Below are 26,519 nucleotides of genomic sequence, written 5' to 3'. Positions count from 1 at the left end.
GACGTATAGACACGTCACCCCGCTTTCTTAATCGAATTATCTGCGCGCTTTTAGTGGACACACTAAAGCTGTAGCTTACAGAAAAACGCTTTTTTGGTCTACCACTGATGTGCCTGAAAAGCTCAGGAATGCGACAGTGGGAGCGGGCTTGCCCCGCGAAGCGTTGCAACTGGCTAACTGCAATCGCGGGGCAAGCCCGCTCCCACAGGCAATTACCCCTCTCAGCAGAACCGATCAACGCAGGTCGAGCACGTCCTGCATGTCGTACAAGCCAGGCTCGCGCCCGTCCAGCCACAGGGCGGCACGTACCGCCCCCCTGGCAAAGGTCATGCGACTGGAAGCCTTGTGAGTGATCTCAAGGCGCTCACCGTCAGCGGCGAACAACACGGTGTGATCACCAACCACGTCGCCGGCACGCACAGTGGCGAAACCGATGGTCTGGCGATCACGGGCACCGGTCTGGCCTTCACGGCCGTACACCGCCACTTCCTGCAAATCACGCCCCAACGCATTGGCGACGACTTCACCCATGCGCAGCGCGGTACCCGACGGCGCATCGACCTTGTGCCGATGGTGAGCTTCGATGATTTCAATGTCGACATCATCACCGAGCACTCGTGCAGCCATGTCCAGCAGCCTCAGGCTGAGGTTGACGCCAACACTGAAGTTGGCCGCAAAGACGATCGGGATGTCTTTACCCGCCTCGGCCAGCAGCTGCTTCTCTTCGACACTGAAACCGGTAGTGCCGATGATCATGGCTTTGCCTGCCTTGCGACAGAACGCCAGGTTCTTCAGGGTCACCGACGGGTGAGTGAAATCGATCAGCACGTCGAACTCGTCAGCAACCTTGGCCAGATCGTCGGACAGCAGTACGCCGATCCGACCCAGCGCCGCCAGCTCACCGGCATCAGCCCCGACCAGCGAACTGTCCGGACGATCAATCGCCGCAGTCAGCCCCGCACCCGGAGCCTGCTGTACCGCTTCGATCAGGGTCTTGCCCATGCGCCCTGCCGCGCCCATTACCGCTATACGTCGCATGCCCTATTCCTTCTTACAAGTCGCCGAAGAAGCGCTTTACGCCTTCGAACCAGCCATTGGCTTTCGGCGAATGGGAACTGTCGCCTTCCAGCGAATCGCGCAGCTCTTCGAGCAGCTCACGCTGGCGACGACTGAGGTTGACCGGTGTTTCGACTGCGACGCGGCACATCAGGTCGCCAGCGCCACCACCACGAACCGGCGCCACACCCTTACCACGCAGACGGAACTGCTTGCCGGTCTGGGTACCTTCCGGAATCTTCAGCTTGACCCGGCCATCAAGGGTCGGCACTTCCAGCTCGCCACCCAGGGCAGCATCGGTGTAGCTGATCGGTACTTCGCAGTACAGGTGCTTGCCGTCACGCTGGAAGATCGGGTGTTCGCGCACGTTGATCACAACGTACAGGTCACCGGTCGGACCACCATGAGAACCGGCCTCACCTTCACCGGACAGACGAATGCGATCGCCCGTATCGACACCGGCCGGCACCTTGACCGAAAGGGTCTTGTACTCTTCGACACGCCCTTCGCCGTGACAGGAACCGCACGGATCAGTAATGATCTTGCCCTGGCCATGGCAACGCGGGCAGGTCTGCTGGACCGAGAAGAAGCCCTGCTGCATGCGCACCTGACCAATACCACCGCAGGTCGGGCAGGTCGAAGGCGACGAGCCTTTCTTGGCGCCGGAGCCATCACACGGCTCGCAGTTGACCAGTGTCGGCACACGGATATTGACCGTGGTACCACGCACCGCCTCTTCCAGGTTCAGCTCCAGGGTGTAGCGCAGGTCGCTGCCACGCTGGGCACCACCGCGCGAGCCACCACGGCCGCCACCGAAGAAATCGCTGAACACGTCACCGAAAATATCGGAAAAGTTCGCACCGCCAAAGCCGGCACCACCACCACCCATGCTCGGGTCGACACCGGCATGACCATACTGGTCATAGGCCGCGCGCTTGCTGGCATCGGAGAGCACTTCGTAAGCCTCGTTGGCCTCCTTGAATTTCTCTTCCGACGCTTTGTCATCAGGGTTACGGTCCGGGTGATGCTTCATCGCCAGACGGCGATAGGCCTTCTTCAGGTCCGCTTCACTGGAGCCGCGCTCAACTCCCAGAACTTCGTAATAGTCACGCTTTGCCATAAGTCTTTGCACTCTTGAGGACGTTCGGCAAACCTCTGCGCATTCCGCGCTGTGCCGCCAGCAGCTGCCTCAACCCCCTCCAGGAGGCCTGACAGATACTGTAAAAATTCGGGTATTGCAGACACGCCAACGCGGGAGCAAGCCCCCGCGCGGCGACATCCTACCAGCCAACCACTAGAAAGCAGTCAACCGGCCGACAACCTGTAGCAATTACTTGTTGTCTTTAACTTCTTCGAACTCAGCATCAACGACGTCGTCGTGCTTGGCTTCTTCAGCCTGCTGTGCGCCAGCCTGTGGCTGCTCGGCCTGCTGCTCGGCGTACATCTTCTGAGCAACTGGAGCCGAAACTTTCGACAGCTCTTCGACCTTGGCGTCGATGGCAGCCTTGTCGTCGCCTTTGATAGCGGCTTCCAGGGCAACCACGGCAGCTTCGATCGCAGTCTTCTCTTCAGCAGTGACCTTGTCACCGGCGTCAGCGACCATCTTGCGAGTCGAGTGAACCAGTGCATCACCCTGGTTGCGGGCAGCGGCCAGTTCTTCGAACTTGCGGTCTTCTTCCGAGTTCGCTTCGGCGTCGCGGATCATCTGCTGAATTTCTTCATCAGACAGACCGGAGTTGGCCTTGATCACGATCGACTGAGTCTTGCCAGTAGCCTTGTCTTTGGCGCCTACGTGCAGGATGCCGTTGGCGTCGATGTCGAAGGTTACTTCGATCTGTGGCACACCACGTGGTGCTGGTGGAATCTCGGCCAGGTCGAACTTGCCCAGGGACTTGTTCTGCGCAGCCTGCTTACGCTCACCTTGCAGCACGTGAATGGTCACGGCGCTCTGGTTGTCATCGGCAGTCGAGAACACCTGCGACTTTTTGGTCGGGATAGTGGTGTTCTTCTCGATCAGCGCAGTCATCACGCCACCCATGGTTTCGATACCCAGGGTCAGCGGGCTGACGTCCAGCAGCAGTACGTCTTTGACGTCACCGGCCAGTACCGCACCCTGGATAGCAGCACCCATGGCAACAGCTTCGTCAGGGTTGACGTCTTTACGCGCTTCTTTACCGAAGAAATCGGTAACCGCTTTCTGTACCAGCGGCATACGGGTCTGACCGCCGACCAGGATCACGTCGTCGATCTTGCTGACGTCGATACCGGCGTCTTTCATCGCAATGCGGCAAGGCTCGATAGTGCGCTGAACCAGGTCTTCGACCAGCGACTCCAGCTTGGCGCGGGAGATCTTCACGTTCAGGTGCTTAGGACCGGTGGCATCTGCAGTGATGTACGGCAGGTTGACGTCGGTCTGCTGGCTCGAGGACAGCTCGATCTTGGCTTTTTCAGCGGCTTCTTTCAGACGCTGCATCGCCAGCGGGTCACCTTTGAGGTTCATGCCGCTTTCTTTCTTGAACTCGTCGACGAGGTAGTCGATCAGGCGAATATCGAAGTCTTCACCACCGAGGAAAGTGTCACCGTTGGTGGCCAACACTTCGAACTGGTGCTCGCCATCGACTTCGGCGATTTCAATTACCGAAACGTCGAATGTACCACCACCCAGGTCATAAACGATCACGGTGTGGTCGCCTTTGGCCTTGTCCATACCGTACGCCAGCGCAGCCGCGGTTGGTTCGTTGATGATACGTTTTACGTCCAGACCGGCGATGCGACCGGCATCCTTGGTGGCCTGACGCTGGCTGTCGTTGAAGTAGGCCGGAACGGTGATGACCGCCTCGGTCACTGGCTCGCCGAGGTAGTCTTCGGCGGTTTTCTTCATCTTTTTCAGGATTTCAGCCGAGATTTGTGGCGGTGCCATTTTCTGGCCGTTCACTTCAACCCAGGCGTCGCTGTTGTCCGCTTTGACAATCTTGTACGGAACCATCTGGATGTCTTTCTGCACGACGTCTTCATCGAAGCGACGGCCGATCAGACGCTTTACCGCGTACAGGGTGTTGTGCGGGTTGGTGACAGCCTGACGCTTGGCCGACTGGCCAACCAGGATCTCGCCATCGTTGGCATAAGCGATGATCGACGGCGTGGTACGCGCGCCTTCAGCGTTCTCGATAACCTTGGCGCTGCCGTTTTCCAGAATGGAGACACAGGAGTTGGTGGTCCCCAGGTCGATACCGATGATTTTACCCATGTTAACTCTCCCGAAACTTGAATTTGGTTGCCGCAGCAGTGGTGGCTAACTGCGGTAATACTTGAATGCTTGACACCTAGATGGGGGCGCCAGAAACGATTTCAAGCCTGCTCGTCAATCGACGGCGAAACCGCTGCCGGGGCCTTGCTGACCACGACCATGGCCGGGCGCAGCAGACGGCCGTTGAGCTGATAGCCCTTCTGGAACACCTTGAGCACGCTGTTGGGCTCAACCTCGGCGCTTTCCTGCATGGCCATGGCCTGGTGGTGCTCGGCATTGAAGGGTTCGCCGTGCGGGTCGATCGCCTCGAGGTTGTAGCGCTTGAGGGTGTCGTGGAACATTTTCAGGGTCAGCTCGATACCTTCGCGCATCGGGCGAATGTTCTCGTCCTCGGCGCTGGACAGCTCCAGGCCACGCTCGAGGCTGTCGATGACCGGCAGCAGGTCACCGGCGAATTTTTCCAGGGCGAACTTGTGCGCCTTCTCTACGTCCTGCTCGGCGCGACGGCGCACGTTCTGCAGGTCGGCGGCGGTGCGCAGGGATTGATCCTGGGCCGCCGCCAGCTGCTCTTCGAGCACCTGTACGCGGGCGCTCAGGTCTTGGTCGCCAGTCGCTTCGGCGTTCAGATTCTGTTCATCCAGCTGTTCGTCAGCCATAAAATCTCTCCTCTCGAATAAGGTCTGCGAGCATTACTCGCGCTTCTGCCGCCTATATGGGGTCGCAAAACCCAGGTTCAAGGGCTACGAAACAGCTCACGCGCATTCGCTCATAACCCATCGCAATCAGAACCGCGCCCTGATAACCAAATTGAACTAAACGGCAGCATTGTCAGAGGATTTGAAAACACTGTATAAATAACCAGACTTAACGCCTGGGAGCCGCCCCAATGCTGGTGCACCTGTCCGTACACAACTATGCCATCGTCGAACACCTGGACCTCGAGCTCGCCCGCGGGATGAGCGTCATTACCGGTGAAACCGGGGCCGGCAAATCGATCATGCTCGACGCCCTGGGCCTGACTCTGGGTGACCGTGCCGACAGTGGCGTGGTGCGTCCAGGCGCCGACAAGGCCGACATCCTCGCCACCTTCGATCTGGCAGACATTCCCGAGGCCCGCACCTGGTTGGCCGAGCGCGACCTGGACAACGACGGCCCATGCATCCTGCGCCGAGTGATCACCGCCGAAGGCCGCAGCCGCGGCTACATCAACGGCACGCCCTGCCCGCTCGGCGACCTCAAGGCCCTCGGCGAGCTGCTCATAGATATCCACAGCCAGCACGAGCACCAGTCGCTGCTGAAGTCCGATACCCACCGCCGCCTGCTTGACGAGTACGCCGGTGCCACCGACCTGGCCCGCCAGGTGCAACTGGCCGCCCAGCGCTGGCGCCAGACCCGCCAGGAGCTGGAGCGCCTGTCCAACTCCGGCGACGAGCAGCGGGCGCAACATCAATTGCTCAGCTACCAGCTCGAAGAGCTCGACAACCTCGGCCTGGGCGAAAACGAACTGGAGCAGCTGGAGCAGGAACACAAGAACCTGACCAACGCCGAAGCACTCTTTGGTATTTGCCGTCAGGTGATCGATCACTGCAGCGAAAACGACTCAGGAAATGTGCTCAACGCCCTGACCGCCAGCCTCAATCGCCTGACCGCGGTGCAAAATGCGCCCAAGGCGCTGGGCGAAGCCGCCAACATGATCGCCAGCGCACAGATCCAGGTTGAAGAAGCGGTCGGCGAGTTGAACCGCTTCCTTGATCACTTCGACGCCGACCCCGCGCGCCTGCAGCAACTCGAAGAACGTCTCGACAGCATCTATACCCTCGCCCGCAAGCACCGCGTGCACCCAACCGAACTGGCAAACCTGCAACAGCGGCTGATGGAGGAACTCGAAGGCCTGAATGCCAATGACGAGTCCATTGAGCGTCTTGGCGAAGAACTGGCTGCCTTTGCCCGTCATTACCAGGACAAGGCCAGTGAGTTGAGCGCCTTGCGCATCCAGGCTGCCAACCAGCTGGCCGGCGCGGTCGAGCAGGAAATCCAGCGCCTGGGCATGCCCGGTGGCCGTTTCAGCATCGAACTGCACGCCAATGGCAGCGATGAGCTGTCGCCCCACGGCCTGGAGCAGGTGGAGCTACTGGTCAGTGCCAACCCCGGCCAACCGCTCAAGGGCCTGGCCAAAGTCGCCTCCGGGGGAGAACTGTCACGGATCAGCCTGGCCATCCAGGTGATCACTGCGCAAACCTCGCGCATCCCGACCCTGGTCTTCGACGAAGTCGATGTCGGGATCGGCGGCCCGACGGCGGAGATCGTCGGTCAATTGTTGCGACGCCTGGGCGAGCGCGGCCAGGTACTGACCGTGACCCACCTGCCACAAGTGGCCGCCCAAGGCCATCATCACCTGTTTGTCCACAAGGTACGCAACAGTGACGCCACGCATACCGCCGTGGCCAACCTGGGCAAGCGCGAACGCGTTGAAGAAGTGGCGCGGATGCTTGGCGGTATCGACCTGACCAAGGAGTCGCTGGCCCACGCCCGCAAAATGGTGGTCACCAGCAAGGCCTGAGGCCCGCACCAGAAAGCACAAAGGCGACCCCTGGGTCGCCTTTGATGCAGTGCAGCAAGAGGTGTTACTTACTTTTCTTGCGCACGTACAGGACCAGATTATGGTCAACCAGTTCGAAACCATGTTCGGCAACGATTTCTTTCTGGCGCTTTTCAATTTCGCTATCGAAGAACTCGATAACTTCGCCAGACTCCATGTTGACCATATGGTCGTGGTGGCCGCCATCGGCCAGCTCGAACACGGCGTGACCGCCATCGAAGTTGTGGCGCACTACCAGGCCGGCAGCTTCGAACTGGGTCAGAACACGGTAGACCGTGGCCAGACCGACATCCTCGCCTGCCTCCATCAGCGCCTTGTAGACATCCTCAGCACTCATGTGACGCTGCTCGGTAGAGTCGAGCATCTGTAGAATTTTTACTCGAGGCAGTGTCACCTTGAGACCGGCTTTGCGCAGTTCGCTATTTTCAACCATGGTCAGCTTTCTCGCCGATGCTGCTTCGCAGCTTCTCTGAATACGGGTATGATCGGGGTTTACGTTGTCCAGCCAAGATAGTGGAAGTCGCCCACCGATGCAAAACACCAAGCTCTTGCTAACCAGCCTCACCTTTGTGGGACTGCTCGCACTCGCCGGTTGCTCGTTCCCCGGGGTTTACAAAATCGACATCCAGCAGGGCAATGTCGTCACGCAAGACATGATAGACCAATTACGCCCCGGAATGACCCGTCGGCAAGTACGGTTTATCATGGGCAACCCGCTGATCCAGGATACCTTCCACACTAATCGCTGGGATTACCTGTACAGCTTGCAACCTGGTGGCGGCCAACGCCAGCAGGAACGCATGAGCATTTTCTTCAACGAGAACGATCAACTGGTCAGCCTGTCCGGCGACTTCATGCCAGGCGTCAGCCGCGACCAGGAAATCCTCGGCGGCAGCGGCGACACCAGCGTCAGCCCGGCACAGCCAGGCACCACCGTTGAGCCAGCTGAGCAGGTCAAAGAGACCCCGGCCAAGCCAGGTTCCCTGGAAGAGAAAATCCAGCGCGAAGTCGATACCATCGAAACGATCCCGGTACCGACCCCAGCCCCGCTGGAAACCTCGCCGCAGTAAGTATTCTGCAGGCAAAGAAAAGCCCGGACATTCCGGGCTTTTTTGTGCCTGTAGTTCAGCGCTTGGCTTTCTTGAAGACCCTCGCCACCTTGGCCGCGCGCTGCTTGCGCACCTCCTTCGGGTCGATCAGCAAAGGCCTGTACAGCTCGATGCGATCACCCTCAGCGACCGCCTGCTGGGCTGCCTCGTTGACGACTTTGCCGAAGATGCCGAGCGGGCACGCGCCTACATCCAGACCCGGCACTTGCTCGGCAATGCCCGACAACCGCACCGCTTCACGCAGTGTCGTGCCGGGCGCAACGTCCACAGCGAGCAACCATTGCCGCTCGGCCGTGGCGTAAACCACTTCAACCCGCAAGTTGTTTGGCCCGCTGACAGAAAGCATCGACCAGGGTATTGGCTGCCTGATTGAACAGCGGCCCGAGGGTCGCCCGCACCAGCGGTCCGGCGTAGTCGAAAGACAGGTCCAGACTGATCTTGCAGGCCTTCTCGCCCAATGGTTTGAAGATCCACAGACCGTGCAACTGATTGAACGGCCCCTCCTCCAGGTTCATTTCGATGGATTGCCCAGGCACCAGCACATTACGGGTGACAAACTTCTGGCTCATGCCCCCCTTGGCCACTTCCAGGCTGGCACGCATCAACTCGTCATTGACCTCGAGCACAGTGCTGGACGAGCACCAGGGCAGGAACTCCGGGTAGCGCGCAACATCGTTGACCAGGTCGTACAACGCCTGGGCCGGATAGGGCAGCAGGGCCGAACGTTGAATATGGGTAGTCATCCAGGTGTCACTTCCAAAGCTGAGCGGCAAACACAACCAGAATGCCGAATGGCGCCACATAGCGCATCAAGAAGAAAGTCAGAGCAAACAGCAACGGGCTGCGCATTGCCAATTCATCGCGCACCGCCTCACGCCCCATGATCCAACCCGCGAATATCACAAAGCACAAACCACCCAGCGGCAACATGACCCGCGAGGTGAAAAAGTCGATCACGCCAAAGAAGTCCAGCCCGCCGCTCACACCCCACTGGTAGAGCTGAAAACCGCTGCCATCGTTCACGAAAAAGCGTGCCTGCTGCCAGATATTGAACGAAAACACTGTACCCAGGCCGACCAACCAGCAACTGAAAGCCAGCCAGGTAGTGATCCAGCCACGGCGTACGCCAGTACGCTCCACCAGGTAGGCGACCATGGGCTCAAGCAGGGAGATCGCCGAACTCCAGGCCGCCACTGCCACTAGAACAAAGAATACGACGCCCATCAATTGGCCAAAGGCCACATTACCGAAGGCAAATGGCAAGGCGACAAACATCAGCCCCGGGCCCTCGCTAGGGTTCAGGCCGGCAGCGAAGACGATCGGGAACAGAGCCAGGCCGGCCAGCAGCGAAACAAAGGTATCGAGCAGGGCAACAGCAACGATGGTGCCGCCAATAGAGGCGTCTTTCGGCATGTAGGCCCCATAGATCAACAGCGAGCCAACACCGACACTCAACGAAAAAAAGGCGTGCCCCATGGCCGGCAACAAGCCATCCAGCAGGCGCGAGGTGTCGAAATCGAACATGAAATGCAGGCCCTGCATGAAGTGCCCGGTCGTCAGACTGTACCCCAGCAGGATCACCAGCAGCAGGAACAGCAGCGGCATCATGATCCGCAGGCTTTTCTCCAGCCCCGCCACCACGCCACGGGCAATCACCAGCGCCGACAGCAGCATGAACAGGCTGTGCCACAGCACCAGGCGCCAAGGGTCGCTGATCACGCCATTGAAGTAACCACCGACCTGATCAGCCGTCACCCCCTGAAAATCGCCCCGGCCCATATTGATGATGTAGTCGAACGACCAACCACCGACCACGCTGTAGAACGACAGGATCAGCAACGCCGTGACCATCCCGGCGAATGCCCACCAGGACCAGCGCGGCGAGTGCCCGGCCTCCAGCGCCAGGTCACGCAGGGCGTTGGCCGGGCTTTGCCGGGTGCGGCGGCCGATCAGTGTCTCGGCCAACATCACCGGAATACCGATCAAGGCAATACAGGCCAGAAACACCAGAACAAAGGCACCGCCACCGTAGACGCCGACCATGTAGGGGAATTTCCAGATACTCCCCAAGCCCACCGCGGCACCGGTCGCCGCCAGTACAAATACCCAGCGACTGGCCCAACCACCATGGACAGAAACCTTGTCCGTCGACATCAACACGCTCAACTGTGGAAAAAAAGAGCGCGCATTGTCCGGGATTCATCTCACAGGCTCAAGCGCACTGCTACCCCGTAGCCGACAGCGCAACGACTGCCTATAATGCCGCCCCTATGGCTAAACAAACGAAACATCCGACAGGGACCATCGCGCAGAATAAAAAGGCGCGACACGATTACTTCATCGAGCACAAGTTCGAGGCCGGATTGGTCCTGTCCGGTTGGGAAGTAAAAAGTCTGCGTGCCGGCAAGGCGCATCTGACCGACAGTTACGTGGTGCTCAAAGATGGCGAGGCCTGGCTGATGGGCAGCCATATCACGCCGCTGACGGCCGCCAGTACGCATGTCATTGCCGACCCGACACGCACCCGCAAACTGCTGCTCAATAAACGCGAGCTGGAGCGGCTGCATGCTGCCGTCCAGCAAAAGGGTTACACCTGCGTAGCCTTGTCGATTTATTGGAGCAAGCACCTGATCAAGTGCGAAATCGCGCTCGGCAAGGGCAAGAAGGAATACGACAAGCGCGATACTCAGCGCGAACGTGATTCCAATCGCGAATTGCAGCGTGCGGTGCGCAATAAGGGCAAGGAAGACTGATTTCGGTCTAAAGCGCCTTTGATCGCGGGGCAAGCCCGCTCCTACCAGGGTCACTCAATCCCGGTGGGAGCGGGCTTGCCCCGCGATTGCTTCAACGCCCGCTACGCCGTTCCGCTCGCGCTGTTCGCTGCACTTCCTGGCGCACTTCATCGAGCACTTCCTGCACATACAGAATGTGTCGGCTGGACACCTCGCGAGCATCCTCTGCCCGCCCTTCCACGATCGCCAAGTACAGCTCACGGTGCTGATTGATCAGCATGTCGCGGGTTTCGGCACGCTGCTTGTACATGCCGCCAATGTTGGTCACCACGTTACGCTTGAGCAGATCGAACAGCCCACGGATGGTGTGCAGCAACACCGCATTGTGGCTGGCTTCAGCAATCGCCAGATGAAAGCGTGCATCAGCAGCGCCCTCCTCGGCCCGATCCACTTCACCCGAGCGGGCGTAACAGTCCTGCAAGGTATCGAACGCTGCCTTGAGGCGCTGACGATCCGGCTCGGTCGCGCGGATTGCCGCGTAATAGGCGCACGATGCCTCCAGGGTATGCCGGAATTCCAGCAGATCGCGCTGTGCCTCAGGATTACTCTCCAGTAGCTGCAACAACGGATCGCTGAAGGTCGAACCCAACGCTTCGGCCACATAGTTGCCGCCGCCCTGGCGACTGACCAGCAACCCTTTGGCCACCAGCTTCTGGATTGCTTCACGCAATGAAGGCCGCGACACCCCGAACTGCTCAGCCAATGCCCGCTCAGCAGGCAGCCGCTGACCGGCAGTCAGGGTGCCCTCAAGAATCATCCCCTCAAGCCTGTCGACGATATCGTCGGACAAACGGCGTTGGCGGACCTGATCAAAAACCATCACATGCTCTCCACAATCCCGAGTACGTTCGGGGCCGTCTATTCTGGCCTATCCGCTCCCTGCCGACACCCATCAGATTGCAACTTTCGCTGCCGCTCAGGCCCGTTCGCCGACACCCATCCGACGAAAGTTTTCTTGGGACAAATTGACACACCCACAGCGAGGCTTTTAACCTAGCGCCTCGACATTGTAAATTGGTCTTACCAATTATCCAATGCCAGTGCTGACCAACAACAATTAGGGGCCACCCCATATGCAAACCTGGCAACAGCTCTACAGTCCGCTTGGTAGTCTTGGCCTGTCCGCGCTCGCGGCAGTCATCCCGATCGTGTTCTTCTTCCTCGCTCTGGCAGTGTTCCGGCTCAAGGGCCACGTCGCCGGCAGCATCACCCTCGGTTTGTCGATCCTGGTAGCGATCTTCGCCTTCCAGATGCCCGCCGACATGGCGCTTGCCGCCGCCGGATACGGTTTTGCCTATGGCCTGTGGCCAATCGCCTGGATCATCGTCGCTGCAGTGTTCCTCTACAAACTGACAGTCAAGAGCGGCCAGTTCGAAGTGATCCGCAGCTCCGTGCTGTCGATTACCGATGACCAACGCCTGCAGGTGCTGCTGATCGGTTTCTGCTTCGGCGCCTTCCTTGAAGGTGCGGCAGGCTTCGGCGCCCCGGTGGCGATTACCGCCGCGCTGCTGGTCGGCCTGGGCTTCAACCCGTTGTACGCAGCCGGCCTGTGCCTGATCGCCAACACCGCGCCAGTGGCCTTCGGCGCCCTCGGTATCCCGATCATCGTCGCTGGTCAGGTGACGGGTATCGACGCCTTCAAAATCGGCGCCATGACCGGCCGCCAGCTGCCGCTGCTATCGATGTTCGTGCCGTTCTGGCTGGTGTTCATGATGGACGGCCTGCGCGGCGTCAAAGAGACCTGGCCTGCCGCACTGGTAGCTGGCCTGAGCTTCGCCGTGACCCAGTACTTCACTTCGAACTTCATCGGCCCGGAACTGCCGGACATCACCTCGGCCCTGGCCAGCCTGATTTCCCTGACCCTGTTCCTCAAGGTCTGGCAGCCCAAGCGTTCGTTCGCTGGCGCCACCGGCAGCGTCGGCGCAGCAGTGGTCAAAGGCGGCAGTCAGCCTTCGCCATACAGCCTCGGCGAGATCTTCAAAGCCTGGTCGCCATTCCTGATCCTCACCGTGCTGGTCACCATCTGGACCCTCAAGCCGTTCAAGGCAGCCTTCGCCGCCGGCGGTTCGATGTACAGCTGGGTGTTCAACTTCGCCATCCCGCACCTTGATCAGCTGGTGATCAAGACCGCCCCGATCGTCGCCACCCCGACCGCGATTCCGGCCGTGTTCAAACTCGACCCGATTTCCGCCACCGGTACGGCGATTTTCTTCTCGGCGCTGATCTCCATGCTGGTCCTGAAGATCAACTTCAAAACTGGTCTTACCACTTTGAAAGAGACCTTCTTCGAACTGCGCTGGCCGATTCTGTCGATCGGTATGGTTCTGGCCTTTGCCTTCGTTACCAACTACTCGGGCATGTCTTCGACCATGGCCCTGGTACTGGCCGGCACCGGCGCGGCATTCCCGTTCTTCTCGCCGTTCCTCGGCTGGCTGGGTGTGTTCCTGACCGGTTCCGACACCTCGTCCAACGCCCTGTTCAGCTCGCTGCAGGCCACCACTGCGCACCAGATCGGGGTCAACGACACCCTGCTGGTTGCGGCCAACACCAGCGGCGGCGTAACCGGCAAGATGATTTCGCCTCAGTCGATCGCGGTAGCCTGTGCGGCCACCGGCCTGGTCGGCAAGGAATCCGACCTGTTCCGCTTCACCCTCAAGCACAGCCTGTTCTTCGCCACCATCGTCGGCCTGATCACCCTGATCCAGGCATATTGGCTGACCGGCATGCTGGTTCACTAAAGTGTCAGAGGCCGGGCGCGTTGCTGCGCGCCCGGCATCCGCCCTTTTCCACCGACGCAGCGAGACCACATGATCATTTCTGCCTCTACCGACTACCGCGCCGCAGCGCAACGCAAGCTGCCGCCGTTCCTGTTCCATTACGCCGACGGCGGCGCCTACGCCGAGTACACGCTGCGCCACAACGTCGAAGACCTGGCCAGCATTGCACTGCGTCAGCGCGTGCTGAAAAACATGTCCGAGCTGAGCCTTGAGACCCAACTGTTCAACGAAACGCTGAGCATGCCGGTGGCCCTGGCGCCGGTCGGCCTGACCGGCATGTACGCGCGGCGTGGCGAAGTCCAGGCCGCCCGTGCAGCCGCGGCCAAGGGCATCCCCTTCACGATGTCGACGGTGTCGGTCTGCCCGATCGAGGAAGTCGCTCCGGCCATCAATCGCCCGATGTGGTTCCAGCTCTACGTCCTCAAGGACCGCGGTTTCATGCGCAATGCCCTGGAGCGGGCGAAAGCCGCCGGTGTCACCACCCTGGTGTTCACCGTCGACATGCCGGTACCTGGCGCCCGCTACCGTGACGCACACTCGGGCATGAGCGGCCCGAATGCGCCGCTGCGCCGCGTCTGGCAAGCCATGACTCATCCGCAGTGGGCGCTGGATGTCGGCCTGCTGGGCAAGCCGCACGATCTGGGCAACATCTCCACTTACCGTGGCAGCCCAACGGGCCTGGCCGACTACATCGGCTGGCTGGGTGCCAACTTCGACCCGTCGATTTCCTGGAAAGACCTGGAGTGGATCCGCGAGTTCTGGGATGGTCCGATGGTGATCAAGGGCATCCTTGATCCGCAGGATGCCAAGGACGCGGTGAAGTTCGGTGCCGACGGTATCGTCGTTTCCAACCACGGCGGCCGCCAACTCGATGGCGTGCTGTCCAGCGCCCGGGCCCTGCCGGCGATCGCCGATGCGGTAAAAGGCGACCTGAAGATCCTCGCTGACTCCGGCATTCGCAGCGGCCTGGATGTGGTGCGCATGATCGCCCTGGGTGCGGACACCGTGCTGATCGGTCGTGCATTCCTCTATGCGCTGGCCACCGCTGGTGAAGCCGGAGTGAAGAACCTGCTGGACCTGTTCGAGAAAGAAATGCGCGTGGCCATGGTGCTTACCGGCGCCAAGACCATCAGCGAGATCACCCGTGATTCGCTGGTACGCGAACTGGGCGCCTGATTGCCGCGCCCGCACCGATCACCGCCTGATTGACCGGGACACATGGCGCACCAGACGCCGCGGTCCCGCGAGGAGATTGCATGAGTCTGCCCGCCGCGTTCCTCGACACGGTTGAACACCTGATCCCCCTCGAGCGGCGTTTCGACGACCCGCTCTCGACCCTGGCCTTCGGTACCGACGCCAGCTTCTACCGGCTGATTCCCAAGCTGGTGATCCGCGTCGAGAGCGAAGACGAAGTCGCCACCCTGCTCAAGGCGGCACACGCCCAGCAGGTTGCAGTCACCTTCCGCGCTGCCGGCACCAGCCTGTCCGGTCAGGCAGTGAGCGACTCGGTGCTGCTGGTGCTGGGTGACAACTGGAACGGCCGTGACATCCGCGATGGCGGCAAGCAGATCCGTCTGCAGCCGGGCGTAATCGGCGCCCAGGCCAACGCCTGGCTGACCCCGTTCGGACGCAAAATCGGCCCGGACCCGGCCTCGATCAATGCCTGCAAAATCGGCGGCATCGTCGCCAACAACGCCAGCGGCATGTGCTGCGGCACCGCGCAGAACAGCTACCACACCCTCGCCGGCATGCGTCTGCTGCTGGCCGACGGCACCTTGCTCGACAGCGAAATCCCCGAGAGCGTCACGCGTTTGCATGAAAGCCATGGCGCACTGCTCGATCAACTCGGCGAACTGGGTCGGCAGACTCGCGCCAACACCGAGCTGGCAGCCAGGATCCGCCACAAATACCGGCTGAAAAACACCACCGGACTGTCGCTCAATGCGCTGGTGGACTACGACGAACCGGTGGATATCCTCACCCACCTGATGGTCGGTTCTGAAGGTACCCTCGGTTTCATCAGCGCGGTGACCTACAACACCGTGCCGGACCATCCGCACAAAGCCAGTGCGCTGATCGTCTTCCCCGATGTCGAGACCTGCTGCAACGCAGTGCCGGTGCTCAAGCAGCAACCGGTATCCGCTGTCGAGCTGCTCGACCGCCGCAGTCTGCGCTCGGTGGAGAACATGCAAGGCATGCCGGTGTGGGTGAAGAGCCTGTCTGCTGGTGCCTGTGCGCTGCTCATCGAATCCCGCGCTGCCACACAATCGCTGCTGCACGAGCAACTGGCACACATCAGTGCCTCGATCGCCGGGTTCCCGGTGGAAAAGCAGGTTGATTTCAGCGAAGACCCGGTGGTTTACAACCAGCTCTGGCGCATCCGTAAAGACACCTTCCCGGCCGTCGGTGCAGTGCGCGAGACGGGCACCACGGTGATCATCGAAGACGTCACCTTCCCCGTGGAAAAACTGGCCGAAGGCGTCAATCGTCTGATCGCACTGTTCGACAAGCACGGCTATGACGAAGCAATCCTGTTCGGTCATGCCCTGGAAGGCAACCTGCACTTTGTCTTCACCCAGGGCTTCGATTCGCCACAGCAGGTGGCGCGCTATTCAGCTTTCATGGATGACGTCGCCCAGCTGGTTGCCGTGGAATACGGCGGTTCGCTGAAGGCCGAGCACGGCACCGGGCGCAACATGGCTCCCTTCGTCGAGCTGGAATGGGGTAGCGACGCCTATCAGTTGATGTGGCAGCTCAAGCGCCTGCTCGACCCGGCCGGCATTCTCAACCCTGATGTAGTGCTGACCGACGATCCGCAACTGCACCTGAAAAACCTCAAGCCGCTGCCGGCCGCCGACGAGATTGTCGATAAATGCATCGAATGCGGCTTCTGCGAACCGGTGTGCCCGTCCAAAGGGCTGACGCTCAGCCCGCGCCAGCGCATCGTCATGTGGCGCGATATCCAGGCGCAGAAACGTGCTGGCAACGATACCCGTCAGCTCGAACGTGACTACCAGTACCAAGGCATCGACACCTGTGCCGCCACCGGCTTGTGCGCCCAGCGCTGCCCAGTGGGCATCAACACTGGCGAGTTGGTGAAGAAACTGCGCGGCCAGGTCGCGGAGCATGTGAAAACCGCCGACTGGCTGGCAGAAAATTTCCACACTGCCCTCAGTGGTGCACGCTTTACCCTGCAGGCTGCCAATGGCGCACGCAGGTTGCTCGGCGCCCCGCGCCTGAGTCGCCTCAGCGCCCACCTCAGCAAAGTCAGTCACGGCCGGATTCCGCAGTGGACGGCGGCCATGCCGCAACCGCTGAAGGCCATTTCGTTCGGCCCGGCGAGCAACGATGCGCGGCCACGGGTGGTGTACCTGGCAGCGTGCGTGTCGCGGGTGATGGGCCCGGCGGCGGCCGACCGCGAACAGACCTCGTTGCTCGACAAAACCCGCGCCCTGCTGGAAAAAGCCGGCTATCAAGTGGTGTTCCCGGAGAACCAGGACAACCTGTGCTGCGGCCAGCCCTTTGCATCCAAGGGCTACGCCGAACAGGCCGAACACAAGCGCCAGGAACTGATCAACGCGCTGCTGCATGCCAGCCGCGGCGGGCTTGATCCGATCTACTGCGACACCAGCCCCTGCACCCTGCGCCTGGTTCAGGACCTGGCCGAAACCCGCCTGGATCTCTATGACCCGGTGCGCTTCATCCGCACCCATCTGATCGACAGGCTGGAGTTCACACCCCAGGACGAACCGATTGCCGTGCACGTGACCTGCAGCACCCAGCACCTGGGCGAAAGCCAGGCGCTGATCGACCTTGCGCGGCGCTGCAGCAAGCAGGTGGTGATCCCTGAGGGTATCCACTGCTGTGGCTTTGCCGGTGACAAGGGCTTCACCACCCCTGAGCTCAACGCCCATTCGCTGCGCAGCCTCAAGGACGCGGTGCAATACTGCAGTGAAGGAATTTCCACCAGCCGTACCTGTGAAATCGGCCTGTCGAATCATGGCGGGATCGATTATCACGGACTAGTTTATCTGGTGGACCGCGTGACCCGGCCTCGGAACCTCTGAACTCCGATCGCGGGGCAAGCCCGCTCCTACCGGTAGGAGCGGGCTTGCCCCGCGAAGAGGCCATCTAATCTGCCCCCGGCAAGCGTCGCAGTCCATCCAGAACGGCTCCCTTTTCCCAAGGCCATCGCGCCAAGGAGATTTACATGAAGCGTACTGCGATTACTGGACTGTTGATTACCGCCGCCCTGCTTGCATCCCCTGTGTTTGCAGACGAAGACCTGTGCACTGCCAACCTGCAGAAAATCAGCGACACCCTGGCCACCGCCGGTGCAACCTCAGAAGGACTCGACAAATCAGTTGCCACACACGTCGAAGACGCCAAAAAGGCCCAGGCCGCAGGCAATGACAAGGATTGCATCGCGATCACCAGCAAAGTGATCGAGCGCCTGGAAAAAACCGAAAAAGGCGGCCAGTAGCGAATCAGCAGGGCGACTGGAACCGCAGTCGACGTCGCCCGACCGATGGCGTATACTGATCCCCGAGCGTTGAAAAACGCTTCAGCTAGAGCGCAACAAATGGGGCCGATTAGGATTCGACGCCGGTAGTGAAACTCTAGGTGCATGCCGAGTTGGTAACAGAACTCGTAAATCCACTGTTGCAACTTTCTATAGTTGCCAATGACGAAAACTACGGGGAAGTACGCTTCGCTGCGTAAGCAGCCTAGAGCTTCCTTCTGGTAGCTTCGGCTCCAGCAATCACCAGGGGATGCCTGTAAACCCGAAGTGATTGTCATACAGAACAGGATCGCCGTGCAGTACGTTGTGGACGAAGCGGCTAAAACTTACACAACTCGTCCAAAGCACCCTGCCCGTCGGGCGGCTGCGGATTAACTCAATAGACACGGCTAAGCATGTAGGACCGACAGCGGAGCACTGGCGGACGGGGGTTCAAATCCCCCCGGTTCCACCAAACAAGCTATACAAATCAGGCACTTAGCGTTTATCGCAAGTGCCTTTTTTGTGCCTGTCAGGGGCAATTTGGTCAGGTCATGCCAGTTTTATGAGCGCATCCTTCCGGTTCCCTGTGTGCGCTGAAGAGGTTCAAGCATCTGCGTTTTGCTTGCGCTGGCGACTGGGTGGAATCTTCAGAGCCCGTTTCGATCCGGCGGAATGACGCGAGCCGCGGACAACCTCCAGCTGCCCGCCGCCACGCACAAAATCACTCACCTCTTTGACCCGGCGACTGCGTAGCCAGGCAATCCATCGAGCAAGCTCGGCGTGCCCCTGCTGCTCAATCATCTGCATGAAACGCACCTGCCAGCGCTTACAGGCAACCCCGCAGAGCCCGGTGCGTCGCTGCAGGTCAACGATGCTTTCGCCATTGATCAGCCCTTGGGCAAAGCCCAGCCAGTGTTCTGGGTAGTTCATTCGGCTCAGCAACGTGCCTTTAGTCAAGCTCACCGTGCTCCAGCAGCCGGGACAGACAAAATTGGGGCGTCGCTCATCGACACGCCGCATATCAGGCGAACCACACTTCGGACACACAGCCTGCCGAGTGGTCAGCAAGTGCTCTAACCGACCCAGGAACGTCTGGGCCTGAACTGCAATATGCGCGGGTGGTTCCAGGCTGGTGCGATCTTGTCGCGCAGACCACCAGTGATACAGCGCCGGAAACTCTTTGGCCATCACCGCACGGCAAGGCTTGATCCAGCGCCAGGTGGAACTGGGGGAAATACCCAAGGCTTTGGCAGAAGCGGGCGCAGGCCAACCCGCTAGCAAGTAATGAGCATAGGCCGACCACAGGTGCATATGCCCATAGTTTGAAAACGGATGCTTCGTCAGGCAGTTAAAACCTTTATTGCACGCAATGCAGCGGTAGAAGGGTAAGCGCAGGTTTTGCTGGGCATCCAGCCTGAAGCGCGGGTGGCCGCACTCGGGGCACTTGACCGGTGATTTATTGGGTAGCTCATGCAGATAATGGATGAAGGCATCCGCCTGGCTGTGCAACTCGACGGGCAGGCACCGGCGATAGTCGGGTGGAACCTGGACATCGGGCGCCGAGCTTGAGTTTTGCGTATCACTGTTTTTCACTCGGCGCCTTCCCCCTTTTCACATTCCAGATCAACCAGGCGCGTGGTGGGGCCATTGGCTTTTAAGCGTTCAGTAACAAGGCTCGGCCAGCGGTTGCGGGAGCGGCGCTTTGCAATGCTGTAGGTGAATTCCTGGATTCTGGCCATGGGGTAAAACATAGGTTCGAGTATCAGCATCGCAAAATCACTGCCACTTAAGTAATTCTTGCCGCCGGCGTCTTTTTTCGCCTGTTTTATCCGCGCTAGGGTATGTTTGAAACTGTCGCTCATTTTGAATCGCACGGCCAACTGACTTTTTACGAATGTATCCGACTCGCTGTGATTGCCGTGTTCGTCAAAGTAAGGGCCGTTGTTCATATAGGAACGAATGTATTCCCAAAAGCCTTTTTGCAGCGCAAGTGATTTGCCGAAGGGCGCTCCAAGGCTGACCATTAGCGCTGTCTCCGGTTCTTCAAATTTCCATACCCTGATTTCAAGCGAAGCGTTTTGAATGCTACCGATTTGTGCTCCAACTATTTGAAATTCATTCGATACAGCGATAATACCATCCCATGGGGTATGGAATAGTTCACCATCGTGATCGAAATAAATTTCTTGGGTGCGGCGGTTAAAAAGAATAGGGAGGGGTAATGGGCGTAGAGTTTCCCACAGGAATGGCGCCAGAAATAAAGGTATGCCTATAGAAAACGTCATGCAGGTAATATCGAACATTCCTTGTATTGCGCCTAAAAGGCCAAGACCCAACATTGCACAGCCACCTATCCCTCCTAGTGCGCCTGTAAGGAGTCCTCGATCAAAGTCACCGCCTGCCTGCAGCGCCAAATAGTTTTCGGTGTGCTCATCGACGATAAATAGCTCCACCGGCTGCTCGCCCGTCGATTTGTTCGCCTCAAGTATTACTGTTGGCGTGGGGCTTGGTGTATTCATATCCATGCTCGTTCTGTGATATTCGCGGCAGGTAGATTATGTGGGTAACAGAGGAACTCCTCTTCGATGCACCGCAATTTTCTAGCACTGTCCTAAGTTGCGCTCACTCTCCAGATCAACAAGGCGCGTGGTGGGGCCATTGGGTTTCAAGCGTTCGATAACAAGGCTGGGCCAGCGGTTGCGGGATCGGCGTTTTGCAATGTTGTAGGTGAACTCCTGGATTCGATCCTGGGGGTACAAAATAGGCAAAAATATTAGTTTAATAACATGATTGCTGCTCAAGTAATTTTTGCCACCTGCCTCTCGCTTCGCCTGCTTTATTTCATCCAGGGTTCTTTTAAAGCTGTCGCTCATTTTTGGGCGTACGGCCAGTTGGCTTTTTACAAAGGTATCGGACTCACTGTGATTACCGTGTTCGTCAAAGTAAGGGCCGTTGTTCATATAGGAGCGGATGTATTCCCAAAACCCTTTTTGCAGCGTCAGTGACTTTCCGAAGGGTGCCCCAAGGCTGATCATCAGCGCTGTCTCCGGTTCTTCAAATTTCCACACCCTGATTTCCAGTGACGCGTTTTGAATGCTACCGATTTGGGTGCCAACGATTTGAAACTCATTGGCTATGGCGGAAATGCCATCCCACGGGGCGTGGAATAATTCGCCATCGTGGTCGAAGTAGACTTCGCGGGTTCGGCGATTGAACAGGATGGGGAGAGGTAGGGGGCGTAGGGACTCCCATAGAAAAGGAGCTACGCACAAAGGGATACATAGGGCGAGCATTATATAAAGCCCTTCAAGACTCCCACTTTGAAAAAAACTGAACAACCCCAACCCTATTCCTCCTATTCCCCCTGTTCCTGCCAATATGCCGGTCAACAGCCCTCGTTCAAAGTCACCACCTGATTGCAAAGTCAAGTAGTTTTCGGTGTGCTCGTCGACGATAAACAACTCCATCGGCTGTTCCCCCGTCGATTTGTCAGCCGCAAGTATTACCGTGGGTGTGGAGTTGTATCGGGATTCTTCTGGCGTATTCATATCACTTTACTCAGTGCCGCTCACACTCAAGATCAACAAGGCGCTTGGTGGGGCCATTGGGTTTCAGACGTTCGGTAACAAGGCTGGGCCAGCGGTTGCGGGAGCGGCGTTTTGCAATGCTGTAGGTGAACTCCTGGATTCTGGCCCAAGGGTAAAGCATAGGCTCGAGTATCAGCATTGCAAAATCATCGGCACCTAAGTAATTCCTTCCGCCCGCCTCCTTTTTCGCCTGTTTTATTTTTGCAAGGGTATATTTAAAGCTGTCGCTCATTTTGAATCGCACGGCCAACTGGCTTTTTACGAACGCATCCGACTCACTGTGATTACCGTGTTCGTCAAAGTAAGGGCCGTTGTTCATGTAGGAACGGATGTATTCCCAAAAGCCTTTTTGCAGCGCCAGTGATTTTCCGAACGGCGCCCCTAGGCTGATCATCAGGGCTGTCTCCGGTTCGTCGAATTTCCACACCCTGATTTCCAGAGAGGCGTTCTGAATGCTACCGATCTGGGTCCCAACCAGTTGAAACTCATTGGCTATGGCGAGAATGCCATCCCATGGAGTATGGAATAATTCACCATCGTGATCGAAGTACACTTCTCGGGTTCGGCGGTTAAACAGAGTGGGGAGAGGTAATGGACGTAGGGTTTCCCATAGGAATGGAACCAAAAACAAACAAATACCGAGAGCAAGCATGATGGGGTCGAAAATACCTTGCATCGCCAACATAAGAGTAAGCCCCACCGATGCGCAGCCACCTACCCCACCTAATACGCCAGTCAGACGTCCTCGATCAAAATCACCGCCTGACTGCAACGCCAAATAAATTTCAGTGTGCTCATCGACGATAAACAACTCCATCGGCTGTTCCCCCGTCGATTTGTCAGCCGCAAGTATTACCGTGGGTGTGGAGTTGTATCGGGATTCTTCTGGCGTATTCATATCACTTTACTCAGTGCCGCTCACACTCAAGATCAACAAGGCGCTTGGTGGGGCCATTGGGTTTCAGACGTTCGGTAACAAGGCTGGGCCAGCGGTTGCGGGAGCGGCGTTTTGCAATGCTGTAGGTGAGTTCCTTGATTCGATCCTGGGGGTAGAGCATTGGTTCTATTATGAGCTTTGCAACATCATCGGCGCCTAAGTAATTCCTTCCGCCCGCTTCCTTTTTCGCCTGTTTTATCTGCTCCAGGGTGTGCTTGAAACTGTCGCTCATTTTGAATCGCACGGCCAACTGGCTTTTGACGAATGCATCCGACTCACTGTGATTACCGTGTTCGTCGAAGTAAGGGCCGTTGTTCATATAGGAACGGATGTATTCCCAAAAGCCCTTTTGCAGCGCCAGTGTTTTTCCGAACGGCGCCCCCAAGCTGATCATCAGGGCTGTCTCCGGTTCTTCGAATTTCCACACCCTGATTTCCAGTGAAGCGTTCTGAATGCTTCCGATATGGGTTCCGACCAACTGAAACTCATTGGCTATGGCGAGAATGCCATCCCACGGAGTATGGAATAATTCGCCGTCGTGATCGAAGTACACTTCTCGGGTGCGGCGATTGAACAGAATGGGTAGAGGCAGTGGACGTAGTGTTTCCCATAGAAAGGAATACCACACAAAGGGATAGCTATGGCGAGCATTATATTCAGACCTTCAAGATCCCCACTTTGCAAAAAACTGAATAGCCCAAGCCCTATCCCTCCTATCCCTCCTGTTCCTGCCAACACACCTGTCAACCGTCCTCGGTCAAAGTCACCGCCTGCTTGTAAAGTTAAGTAATGCTCGGTGTGCTCGTCGACGATAAACAATTCCATCGGCTGTTCCCCCGTCGATTTATCCGCCTCAAGTATTACGGTGTACGTTTGATGTTCTGGCGCATTCATATCCATGCAAGTTCCGTAATGTTAACCGCAGGCAGCGTCAGTCCTTCACGTGGGGAGAAAATTAATTCGCCCTCTATACGTCGTAAGTCTCTAACACCAACTTCATGGTATACTCGGCGATAAAGCGTTATGCCAGCCTGTATAGGAATGCGGGTGCCGCTATGTCGAGCAAAGTCTCTACCTGTCCATTCGACTTTTATGATTTGATCGGTGTAATGCCCGAGTGTGTCGCCCCAAATTTCCTGCCCTTTAAAGTGGATCATGTCGTCCATCAGCTCTACGTTCTCGCCGGGCAGTTTCAGCAGTAGGTAAGTGGAAAAGACCTGCCCTTGATAAGGGTTGAGTTCTGCTAGCCGATAGGCATCAATGCTGACCGGAAACAGAATGGGATATAACCTTTCCATGGACTGCGCATAGCTATGAGCCCAGTCCTTATTCGCTCTAATACCGAAATAGCTGTTCTTGACCCATTGTTCGAGCGGAGTATCTGTTGTGTAGACCCGAGCAATCACTCCACCGACAATAACTGTCGCGAGCCCAAGTAACTTGGCCCCTAGGTGTGGCACCACGTTGAGCCCCCTGGCAATAGCCGCCGCATCCCCAGCTATCACTGCAGCCCGTGCGGCTCGGAATGCCCGGAATGCGTGGACCTGAATCTTGATGCTGGCCAGCGATGCGCCAGCCACAACCAAGTTCGCGGACATGGTGTCAAAGTCGCCTGCTTTGTAGGCCTCAAAGGCGTCTACCCCATAGAGCACGACGTCGAACGCCAGAAAGATGCTTTGCGCCAAAGCCGAGTTGGCGGCGCGCTCCAAAGCCTTGGCCAAAAATAGCCGAGATGAAATTGAGGTGCTACCGCTCTGCCGGGCCGCGGATTCCCAATTAACCTCGGCCACTCGTTGACCTACCGCTGCCACTGCTGCCCCTATTCCAAATAGGGCACCGAATGCCCCAAAGGCACTTTTGGCCGTTTTATCATCAACGAATGTCTTCCCCGCCCAAGCAAAATTCACCCCCGCCACCAACGTCACAATCGACTTGATCGGCGCCTTACTCAACGCCCCTTTCAAATCAAACACACTACCCAGATCAGCACCCGCTGCGAGGTTGACCGGCAATGGCGGCAGCTTGGTACTCGCCGGTACCAGGTGCATAAACGGGATGCTTTCGCTTACCGCACTGGCCAAGGGAGCAACGTTAAGTCTGGCGGGCAGGGTGTTGCGGGTGCCTATCAGGTCGCTGTACCACTCGCCCAGTTGCCGCGGCGTGATGCCCAAGGTCTGAATGCGCTGGCCACTGCGGGCCAATGCGGCGGCCATGTAAATGCGTCCGGCGGTGCTGGCGGCATTTTCCGCTTGATGCAAGTGCAGCCCGGCAACCGGTGCGAGGGCTAGAAACAGGGCTTCAATACTGGAGGCCGGCGCACGTTGACTGAGCTTTTCAGCCGTCTTGTTCATTGCCTCTGCATAACCAAAGGCTTTAGTCAGCTGAGTGACGCCGTCCTTGAGCGATGCGCCATTGTCGTGGGCCGTATCACTCAGATCGATGAGGTATTTGATTTCGCCAACGCCCAGCCTTTTGGGTAACCCCAGCAACGCCCAGAGCAACCAGGGTTTGCCTTGTGTGTTACCTTCAAGGCTTAACGTTATAGCCTTGGCACCGGTACTTGTATTCGCCGGGCCCAGGCAGGCGGCAGCGAAATGCACCTCCAGTGCCTCGCGACTGGCAGGCAGCGTAATGTCGAAGTGGCCACAGGCGGTGTCCATACTGGACGGGCCATTCATCTGCAAGGTGTTGAACCAGTCGACCCAGAGCTGCGCCAGTCGGCGCATGTCGACGGTATAGTTGTATGCCTGCGTGTCCTGATCGTCCCAGACGCGGTTCAGCTCCTCATAGCGAGTGATCAAGCGCAACTGCGCTTTCAGTTGCGCGTCGCTATTCATCAACGACTTTAAAACATCCGCAATAGCCCATTCGTCAGCGTGATGTTCCTGATAGTTGTCAAACCCTGCCTTACGGGCGCGCATCAGTGCGGCAAGATCGAGCAGTACACCCCAGGCATCATCAATGACCGCGTAAGTATGTTGGTCGCAGCGCGCCATCTGCTTTTGCACGTTCAGCCAGTTCATTGCCTGTTCCGTTTCAGGCTCGCTGCTCCAGCCGTAGCGCGTTGCATCGCGGTATTCGCCAATATGCTTTTTGATCGCGTCAATCTGGCCGCTGTACGGTGCCACACCCGGCACAAAGGTGCGCATGATGCGCTGGCGCACGGCGGGGTCTTGTTTGGCAGCCTGATACTGCGGCTCACTCCAGCGCACCGGCGACCACACCAAACCGGCAGGCTCGCCTGCCCTGAGCAGCAGGTGGGGCTGGGTTCGGGTATCAATTACCCGCCCGGCCCGTGAGGTTTGCGTGAGTTGGGCCGATTCGACCTGATATTCCACCAGTTTGGCTGGCGTGCTTTCCCAAACGTAGAGCCAACCATCACGCAGCAAGCGCGAGGTGTAATTAAGCGCTCGCCCGCTGACGTCAGGATGGCGCGGGCCAAGCTCAGGAAATTGACAGTTCAGTGGCGGCAGATCATAGGCGCCGACATCGACAGCCGCCGTAGGCCCCAAGGCATAGCGCAACGGCAATACCGCAGCAAGCAGCGGGCACGATCCGTAAGGGGCTTGATCCTGTTGACTCATGAATGGTGCTCCGTGTTCGCTAGCAAGCTAAGCACGTGCATGAGCGCATCGGGCAAGGTGATTTGTGCCGCTAGAGCGTAGCCTTGGCCGGCGCGAACATGCGCTTATCCTTAAGCTGAAAATTGAAAGTAAAACGCGTTGCCCACGCCATAACCTGGGCAGCTCAAATTTCAGCGCACGCTAACAAGGTCGCAAGGGAATTGATGTCAGACGCATCCTGAAGTTCGTAGGAATTGTCTCTATCTCAAAATGTTTTGCGCTAGCAGCCCACGGTCTGCGCCCGTAAGGACGCGACATAAAAAAGGCCCGGGCGACAATCGCGCGGGC

General features: G+C 58.3%; 22 protein-coding genes and 1 other RNA gene. 8 read left to right on the top strand and 15 right to left on the bottom strand.

Going from position 1 to position 26,519, the window contains the following annotated elements:
- Positions 1 to 234 precede the first annotated feature (234 nt).
- The 4 genes from dapB to grpE all read right to left on the bottom strand — a co-directional run bounded on the left by dapB (position 235) and on the right by grpE (position 4,959).
- A complete protein-coding gene (dapB, locus tag PSAKL28_RS03680; protein WP_038606740.1) occupies positions 235 to 1,038 on the bottom strand; it encodes a 4-hydroxy-tetrahydrodipicolinate reductase in 804 nt (267 codons plus the stop codon).
- A 13-nt stretch (positions 1,039 to 1,051) separates the two neighbouring features.
- Positions 1,052 to 2,176, bottom strand: coding sequence for a molecular chaperone DnaJ (dnaJ, locus tag PSAKL28_RS03675; protein WP_038606737.1), 1,125 nt, complete (start codon positions 2,174 to 2,176; stop codon positions 1,052 to 1,054).
- A gap of 210 nt (positions 2,177 to 2,386) precedes the next feature.
- Positions 2,387 to 4,303 carry a molecular chaperone DnaK gene (gene dnaK / locus PSAKL28_RS03670; protein ID WP_038606732.1) on the bottom strand — a complete coding sequence of 639 codons (1,917 nt, stop codon included), beginning with the start codon at positions 4,301 to 4,303 and terminating at the stop codon, positions 2,387 to 2,389.
- Positions 4,304 to 4,404: 101 nt separating this feature from the next.
- Entirely contained in the window at positions 4,405 to 4,959 is a 555-nt protein-coding gene (grpE, locus tag PSAKL28_RS03665; RefSeq protein WP_038606729.1) for a nucleotide exchange factor GrpE, read from the bottom strand.
- Positions 4,960 to 5,189: 230 nt separating this feature from the next.
- Here grpE and recN point away from each other — a divergent pair, with 230 nt between their 5' ends.
- Positions 5,190 to 6,863 carry a DNA repair protein RecN gene (recN, locus tag PSAKL28_RS03660; RefSeq protein ID WP_038606726.1) on the top strand — a complete coding sequence of 558 codons (1,674 nt, stop codon included), beginning with the start codon at positions 5,190 to 5,192 and terminating at the stop codon, positions 6,861 to 6,863.
- A gap of 64 nt (positions 6,864 to 6,927) precedes the next feature.
- On the opposite strand, the gene fur is transcribed toward recN, so the two are convergent.
- On the bottom strand, positions 6,928 to 7,335 hold the full coding sequence (gene fur / locus PSAKL28_RS03655; RefSeq protein ID WP_038606723.1) for a ferric iron uptake transcriptional regulator: 408 nt from the start codon (positions 7,333 to 7,335) through the stop codon (positions 6,928 to 6,930).
- Between the two features lie 97 nt (positions 7,336 to 7,432).
- On the opposite strand from fur, the gene PSAKL28_RS03650 reads away from it, so the two are divergent.
- On the top strand, positions 7,433 to 7,972 hold the full coding sequence (locus PSAKL28_RS03650; protein ID WP_038606720.1) for an outer membrane protein assembly factor BamE: 540 nt from the start codon (positions 7,433 to 7,435) through the stop codon (positions 7,970 to 7,972).
- Between the two features lie 55 nt (positions 7,973 to 8,027).
- On the opposite strand, the gene PSAKL28_RS03645 is transcribed toward PSAKL28_RS03650, so the two are convergent.
- Genes PSAKL28_RS03645 through PSAKL28_RS03635 form a run of 3 tightly spaced genes read right to left on the bottom strand, consistent with a single transcriptional unit; the run spans position 8,028 to position 10,165 of the window.
- Positions 8,028 to 8,357, bottom strand: coding sequence for an RnfH family protein (locus PSAKL28_RS03645; RefSeq protein WP_038606718.1), 330 nt, complete (start codon positions 8,355 to 8,357; stop codon positions 8,028 to 8,030).
- The gene (locus tag PSAKL28_RS03640) at positions 8,320 to 8,754 is read right to left on the bottom strand and encodes a type II toxin-antitoxin system RatA family toxin (RefSeq protein WP_038606715.1); all 435 of its coding nucleotides are present in this window, start codon (positions 8,752 to 8,754) and stop codon (positions 8,320 to 8,322) included. The genes PSAKL28_RS03645 and PSAKL28_RS03640 overlap by 38 nt, the downstream gene beginning before the upstream one ends.
- A gap of 7 nt (positions 8,755 to 8,761) precedes the next feature.
- Entirely contained in the window at positions 8,762 to 10,165 is a 1,404-nt protein-coding gene (locus tag PSAKL28_RS03635) for a sodium-dependent transporter (RefSeq protein WP_038606712.1), read from the bottom strand.
- 116 nt (positions 10,166 to 10,281) lie between these two features.
- Here PSAKL28_RS03635 and smpB point away from each other — a divergent pair, with 116 nt between their 5' ends.
- Positions 10,282 to 10,764 carry an SsrA-binding protein SmpB gene (gene smpB, locus PSAKL28_RS03630; RefSeq protein WP_038606709.1) on the top strand — a complete coding sequence of 161 codons (483 nt, stop codon included), beginning with the start codon at positions 10,282 to 10,284 and terminating at the stop codon, positions 10,762 to 10,764.
- Positions 10,765 to 10,855: 91 nt separating this feature from the next.
- Here the strand turns inward: smpB and PSAKL28_RS03625 are convergent, their stop codons facing one another.
- Complete coding sequence (locus PSAKL28_RS03625) at positions 10,856 to 11,623, bottom strand: GntR family transcriptional regulator (protein WP_038606706.1); 768 nt, start codon at positions 11,621 to 11,623, stop codon at positions 10,856 to 10,858.
- A 253-nt stretch (positions 11,624 to 11,876) separates the two neighbouring features.
- Here PSAKL28_RS03625 and PSAKL28_RS03620 point away from each other — a divergent pair, with 253 nt between their 5' ends.
- The 5 genes from PSAKL28_RS03620 (at position 11,877) to ssrA (ending at position 18,556) form a co-directional block, all read left to right on the top strand.
- A complete protein-coding gene (locus tag PSAKL28_RS03620) occupies positions 11,877 to 13,541 on the top strand; it encodes a lactate permease LctP family transporter (RefSeq protein ID WP_038606703.1) in 1,665 nt (554 codons plus the stop codon).
- A gap of 69 nt (positions 13,542 to 13,610) precedes the next feature.
- On the top strand, positions 13,611 to 14,756 hold the full coding sequence (gene lldD / locus PSAKL28_RS03615) for an FMN-dependent L-lactate dehydrogenase LldD (RefSeq protein ID WP_038606701.1): 1,146 nt from the start codon (positions 13,611 to 13,613) through the stop codon (positions 14,754 to 14,756).
- 80 nt (positions 14,757 to 14,836) lie between these two features.
- Entirely contained in the window at positions 14,837 to 17,647 is a 2,811-nt protein-coding gene (locus PSAKL28_RS03610) for an FAD-binding and (Fe-S)-binding domain-containing protein (protein WP_038606698.1), read from the top strand.
- A 143-nt stretch (positions 17,648 to 17,790) separates the two neighbouring features.
- A complete protein-coding gene (locus PSAKL28_RS03605; RefSeq protein ID WP_038606695.1) occupies positions 17,791 to 18,063 on the top strand; it encodes a PA2433 domain-containing protein in 273 nt (90 codons plus the stop codon).
- Positions 18,064 to 18,164: 101 nt separating this feature from the next.
- Positions 18,165 to 18,556: a transfer-messenger RNA gene (gene ssrA, locus PSAKL28_RS26675) on the top strand.
- Between the two features lie 131 nt (positions 18,557 to 18,687).
- Here ssrA and PSAKL28_RS27575 read toward each other — a convergent pair.
- The 6 genes from PSAKL28_RS27575 to PSAKL28_RS03570 form a co-directional block, all read right to left on the bottom strand.
- On the bottom strand, positions 18,688 to 19,677 hold the full coding sequence (locus PSAKL28_RS27575; protein WP_157686997.1) for a hypothetical protein: 990 nt from the start codon (positions 19,675 to 19,677) through the stop codon (positions 18,688 to 18,690).
- On the bottom strand, positions 19,674 to 20,603 hold the full coding sequence (locus tag PSAKL28_RS26425) for a hypothetical protein (protein ID WP_257011848.1): 930 nt from the start codon (positions 20,601 to 20,603) through the stop codon (positions 19,674 to 19,676). The genes PSAKL28_RS27575 and PSAKL28_RS26425 overlap by 4 nt, the downstream gene beginning before the upstream one ends.
- An 81-nt stretch (positions 20,604 to 20,684) precedes the next feature.
- Positions 20,685 to 21,632, bottom strand: coding sequence for a hypothetical protein (locus PSAKL28_RS03590; protein WP_038606689.1), 948 nt, complete (start codon positions 21,630 to 21,632; stop codon positions 20,685 to 20,687).
- A gap of 10 nt (positions 21,633 to 21,642) precedes the next feature.
- Entirely contained in the window at positions 21,643 to 22,569 is a 927-nt protein-coding gene (locus tag PSAKL28_RS03585) for a hypothetical protein (RefSeq protein WP_038606686.1), read from the bottom strand.
- A gap of 10 nt (positions 22,570 to 22,579) precedes the next feature.
- Complete coding sequence (locus PSAKL28_RS28050; protein ID WP_257011847.1) at positions 22,580 to 23,161, bottom strand: hypothetical protein; 582 nt, start codon at positions 23,159 to 23,161, stop codon at positions 22,580 to 22,582.
- A gap of 337 nt (positions 23,162 to 23,498) precedes the next feature.
- Positions 23,499 to 26,192 (bottom strand): toxin VasX, encoded by a 2,694-nt coding sequence (locus tag PSAKL28_RS03570; RefSeq protein ID WP_038606681.1) that lies wholly within the window; start codon positions 26,190 to 26,192, stop codon positions 23,499 to 23,501.
- Between the last annotated feature and the right edge of the window lie 327 nt (positions 26,193 to 26,519).

The organism is Pseudomonas alkylphenolica, from assembly GCF_000746525.1.
GTDB lineage: Bacteria > Pseudomonadota > Gammaproteobacteria > Pseudomonadales > Pseudomonadaceae > Aquipseudomonas > Aquipseudomonas alkylphenolica.
This window is presented reverse-complemented; position numbering and strand designations above follow the sequence as displayed.

Coding starts and splice junctions, on each gene's coding strand:
- recN (WP_038606726.1), top strand. CDS start 5,190: ATGCTGGTGCACCTGTCCGTACACAACTATGCCATCGTCGAACACCTG.
- PSAKL28_RS03650 (WP_038606720.1), top strand. CDS start 7,433: ATGCAAAACACCAAGCTCTTGCTAACCAGCCTCACCTTTGTGGGACTG.
- dnaJ (WP_038606737.1), bottom strand. CDS start 2,176: ATGGCAAAGCGTGACTATTACGAAGTTCTGGGAGTTGAGCGCGGCTCC.
- PSAKL28_RS03625 (WP_038606706.1), bottom strand. CDS start 11,623: ATGGTTTTTGATCAGGTCCGCCAACGCCGTTTGTCCGACGATATCGTC.
- PSAKL28_RS03570 (WP_038606681.1), bottom strand. CDS start 26,192: ATGAGTCAACAGGATCAAGCCCCTTACGGATCGTGCCCGCTGCTTGCT.
- grpE (WP_038606729.1), bottom strand. CDS start 4,959: ATGGCTGACGAACAGCTGGATGAACAGAATCTGAACGCCGAAGCGACT.
- PSAKL28_RS03605 (WP_038606695.1), top strand. CDS start 17,791: ATGAAGCGTACTGCGATTACTGGACTGTTGATTACCGCCGCCCTGCTT.
- lldD (WP_038606701.1), top strand. CDS start 13,611: ATGATCATTTCTGCCTCTACCGACTACCGCGCCGCAGCGCAACGCAAG.
- PSAKL28_RS03620 (WP_038606703.1), top strand. CDS start 11,877: ATGCAAACCTGGCAACAGCTCTACAGTCCGCTTGGTAGTCTTGGCCTG.
- smpB (WP_038606709.1), top strand. CDS start 10,282: ATGGCTAAACAAACGAAACATCCGACAGGGACCATCGCGCAGAATAAA.
- PSAKL28_RS03640 (WP_038606715.1), bottom strand. CDS start 8,754: ATGACTACCCATATTCAACGTTCGGCCCTGCTGCCCTATCCGGCCCAG.
- dnaK (WP_038606732.1), bottom strand. CDS start 4,303: ATGGGTAAAATCATCGGTATCGACCTGGGGACCACCAACTCCTGTGTC.
- fur (WP_038606723.1), bottom strand. CDS start 7,335: ATGGTTGAAAATAGCGAACTGCGCAAAGCCGGTCTCAAGGTGACACTG.
- PSAKL28_RS03610 (WP_038606698.1), top strand. CDS start 14,837: ATGAGTCTGCCCGCCGCGTTCCTCGACACGGTTGAACACCTGATCCCC.
- PSAKL28_RS26425 (WP_257011848.1), bottom strand. CDS start 20,603: ATGAATACACCAAGCCCCACGCCAACAGTAATACTTGAGGCGAACAAA.
- PSAKL28_RS03590 (WP_038606689.1), bottom strand. CDS start 21,632: ATGAATACGCCAGAAGAATCCCGATACAACTCCACACCCACGGTAATA.
- PSAKL28_RS03645 (WP_038606718.1), bottom strand. CDS start 8,357: ATGCTTTCTGTCAGCGGGCCAAACAACTTGCGGGTTGAAGTGGTTTAC.
- dapB (WP_038606740.1), bottom strand. CDS start 1,038: ATGCGACGTATAGCGGTAATGGGCGCGGCAGGGCGCATGGGCAAGACC.
- PSAKL28_RS03635 (WP_038606712.1), bottom strand. CDS start 10,165: ATGTCGACGGACAAGGTTTCTGTCCATGGTGGTTGGGCCAGTCGCTGG.
- PSAKL28_RS03585 (WP_038606686.1), bottom strand. CDS start 22,569: ATGAATACGCCAGAAGAATCCCGATACAACTCCACACCCACGGTAATA.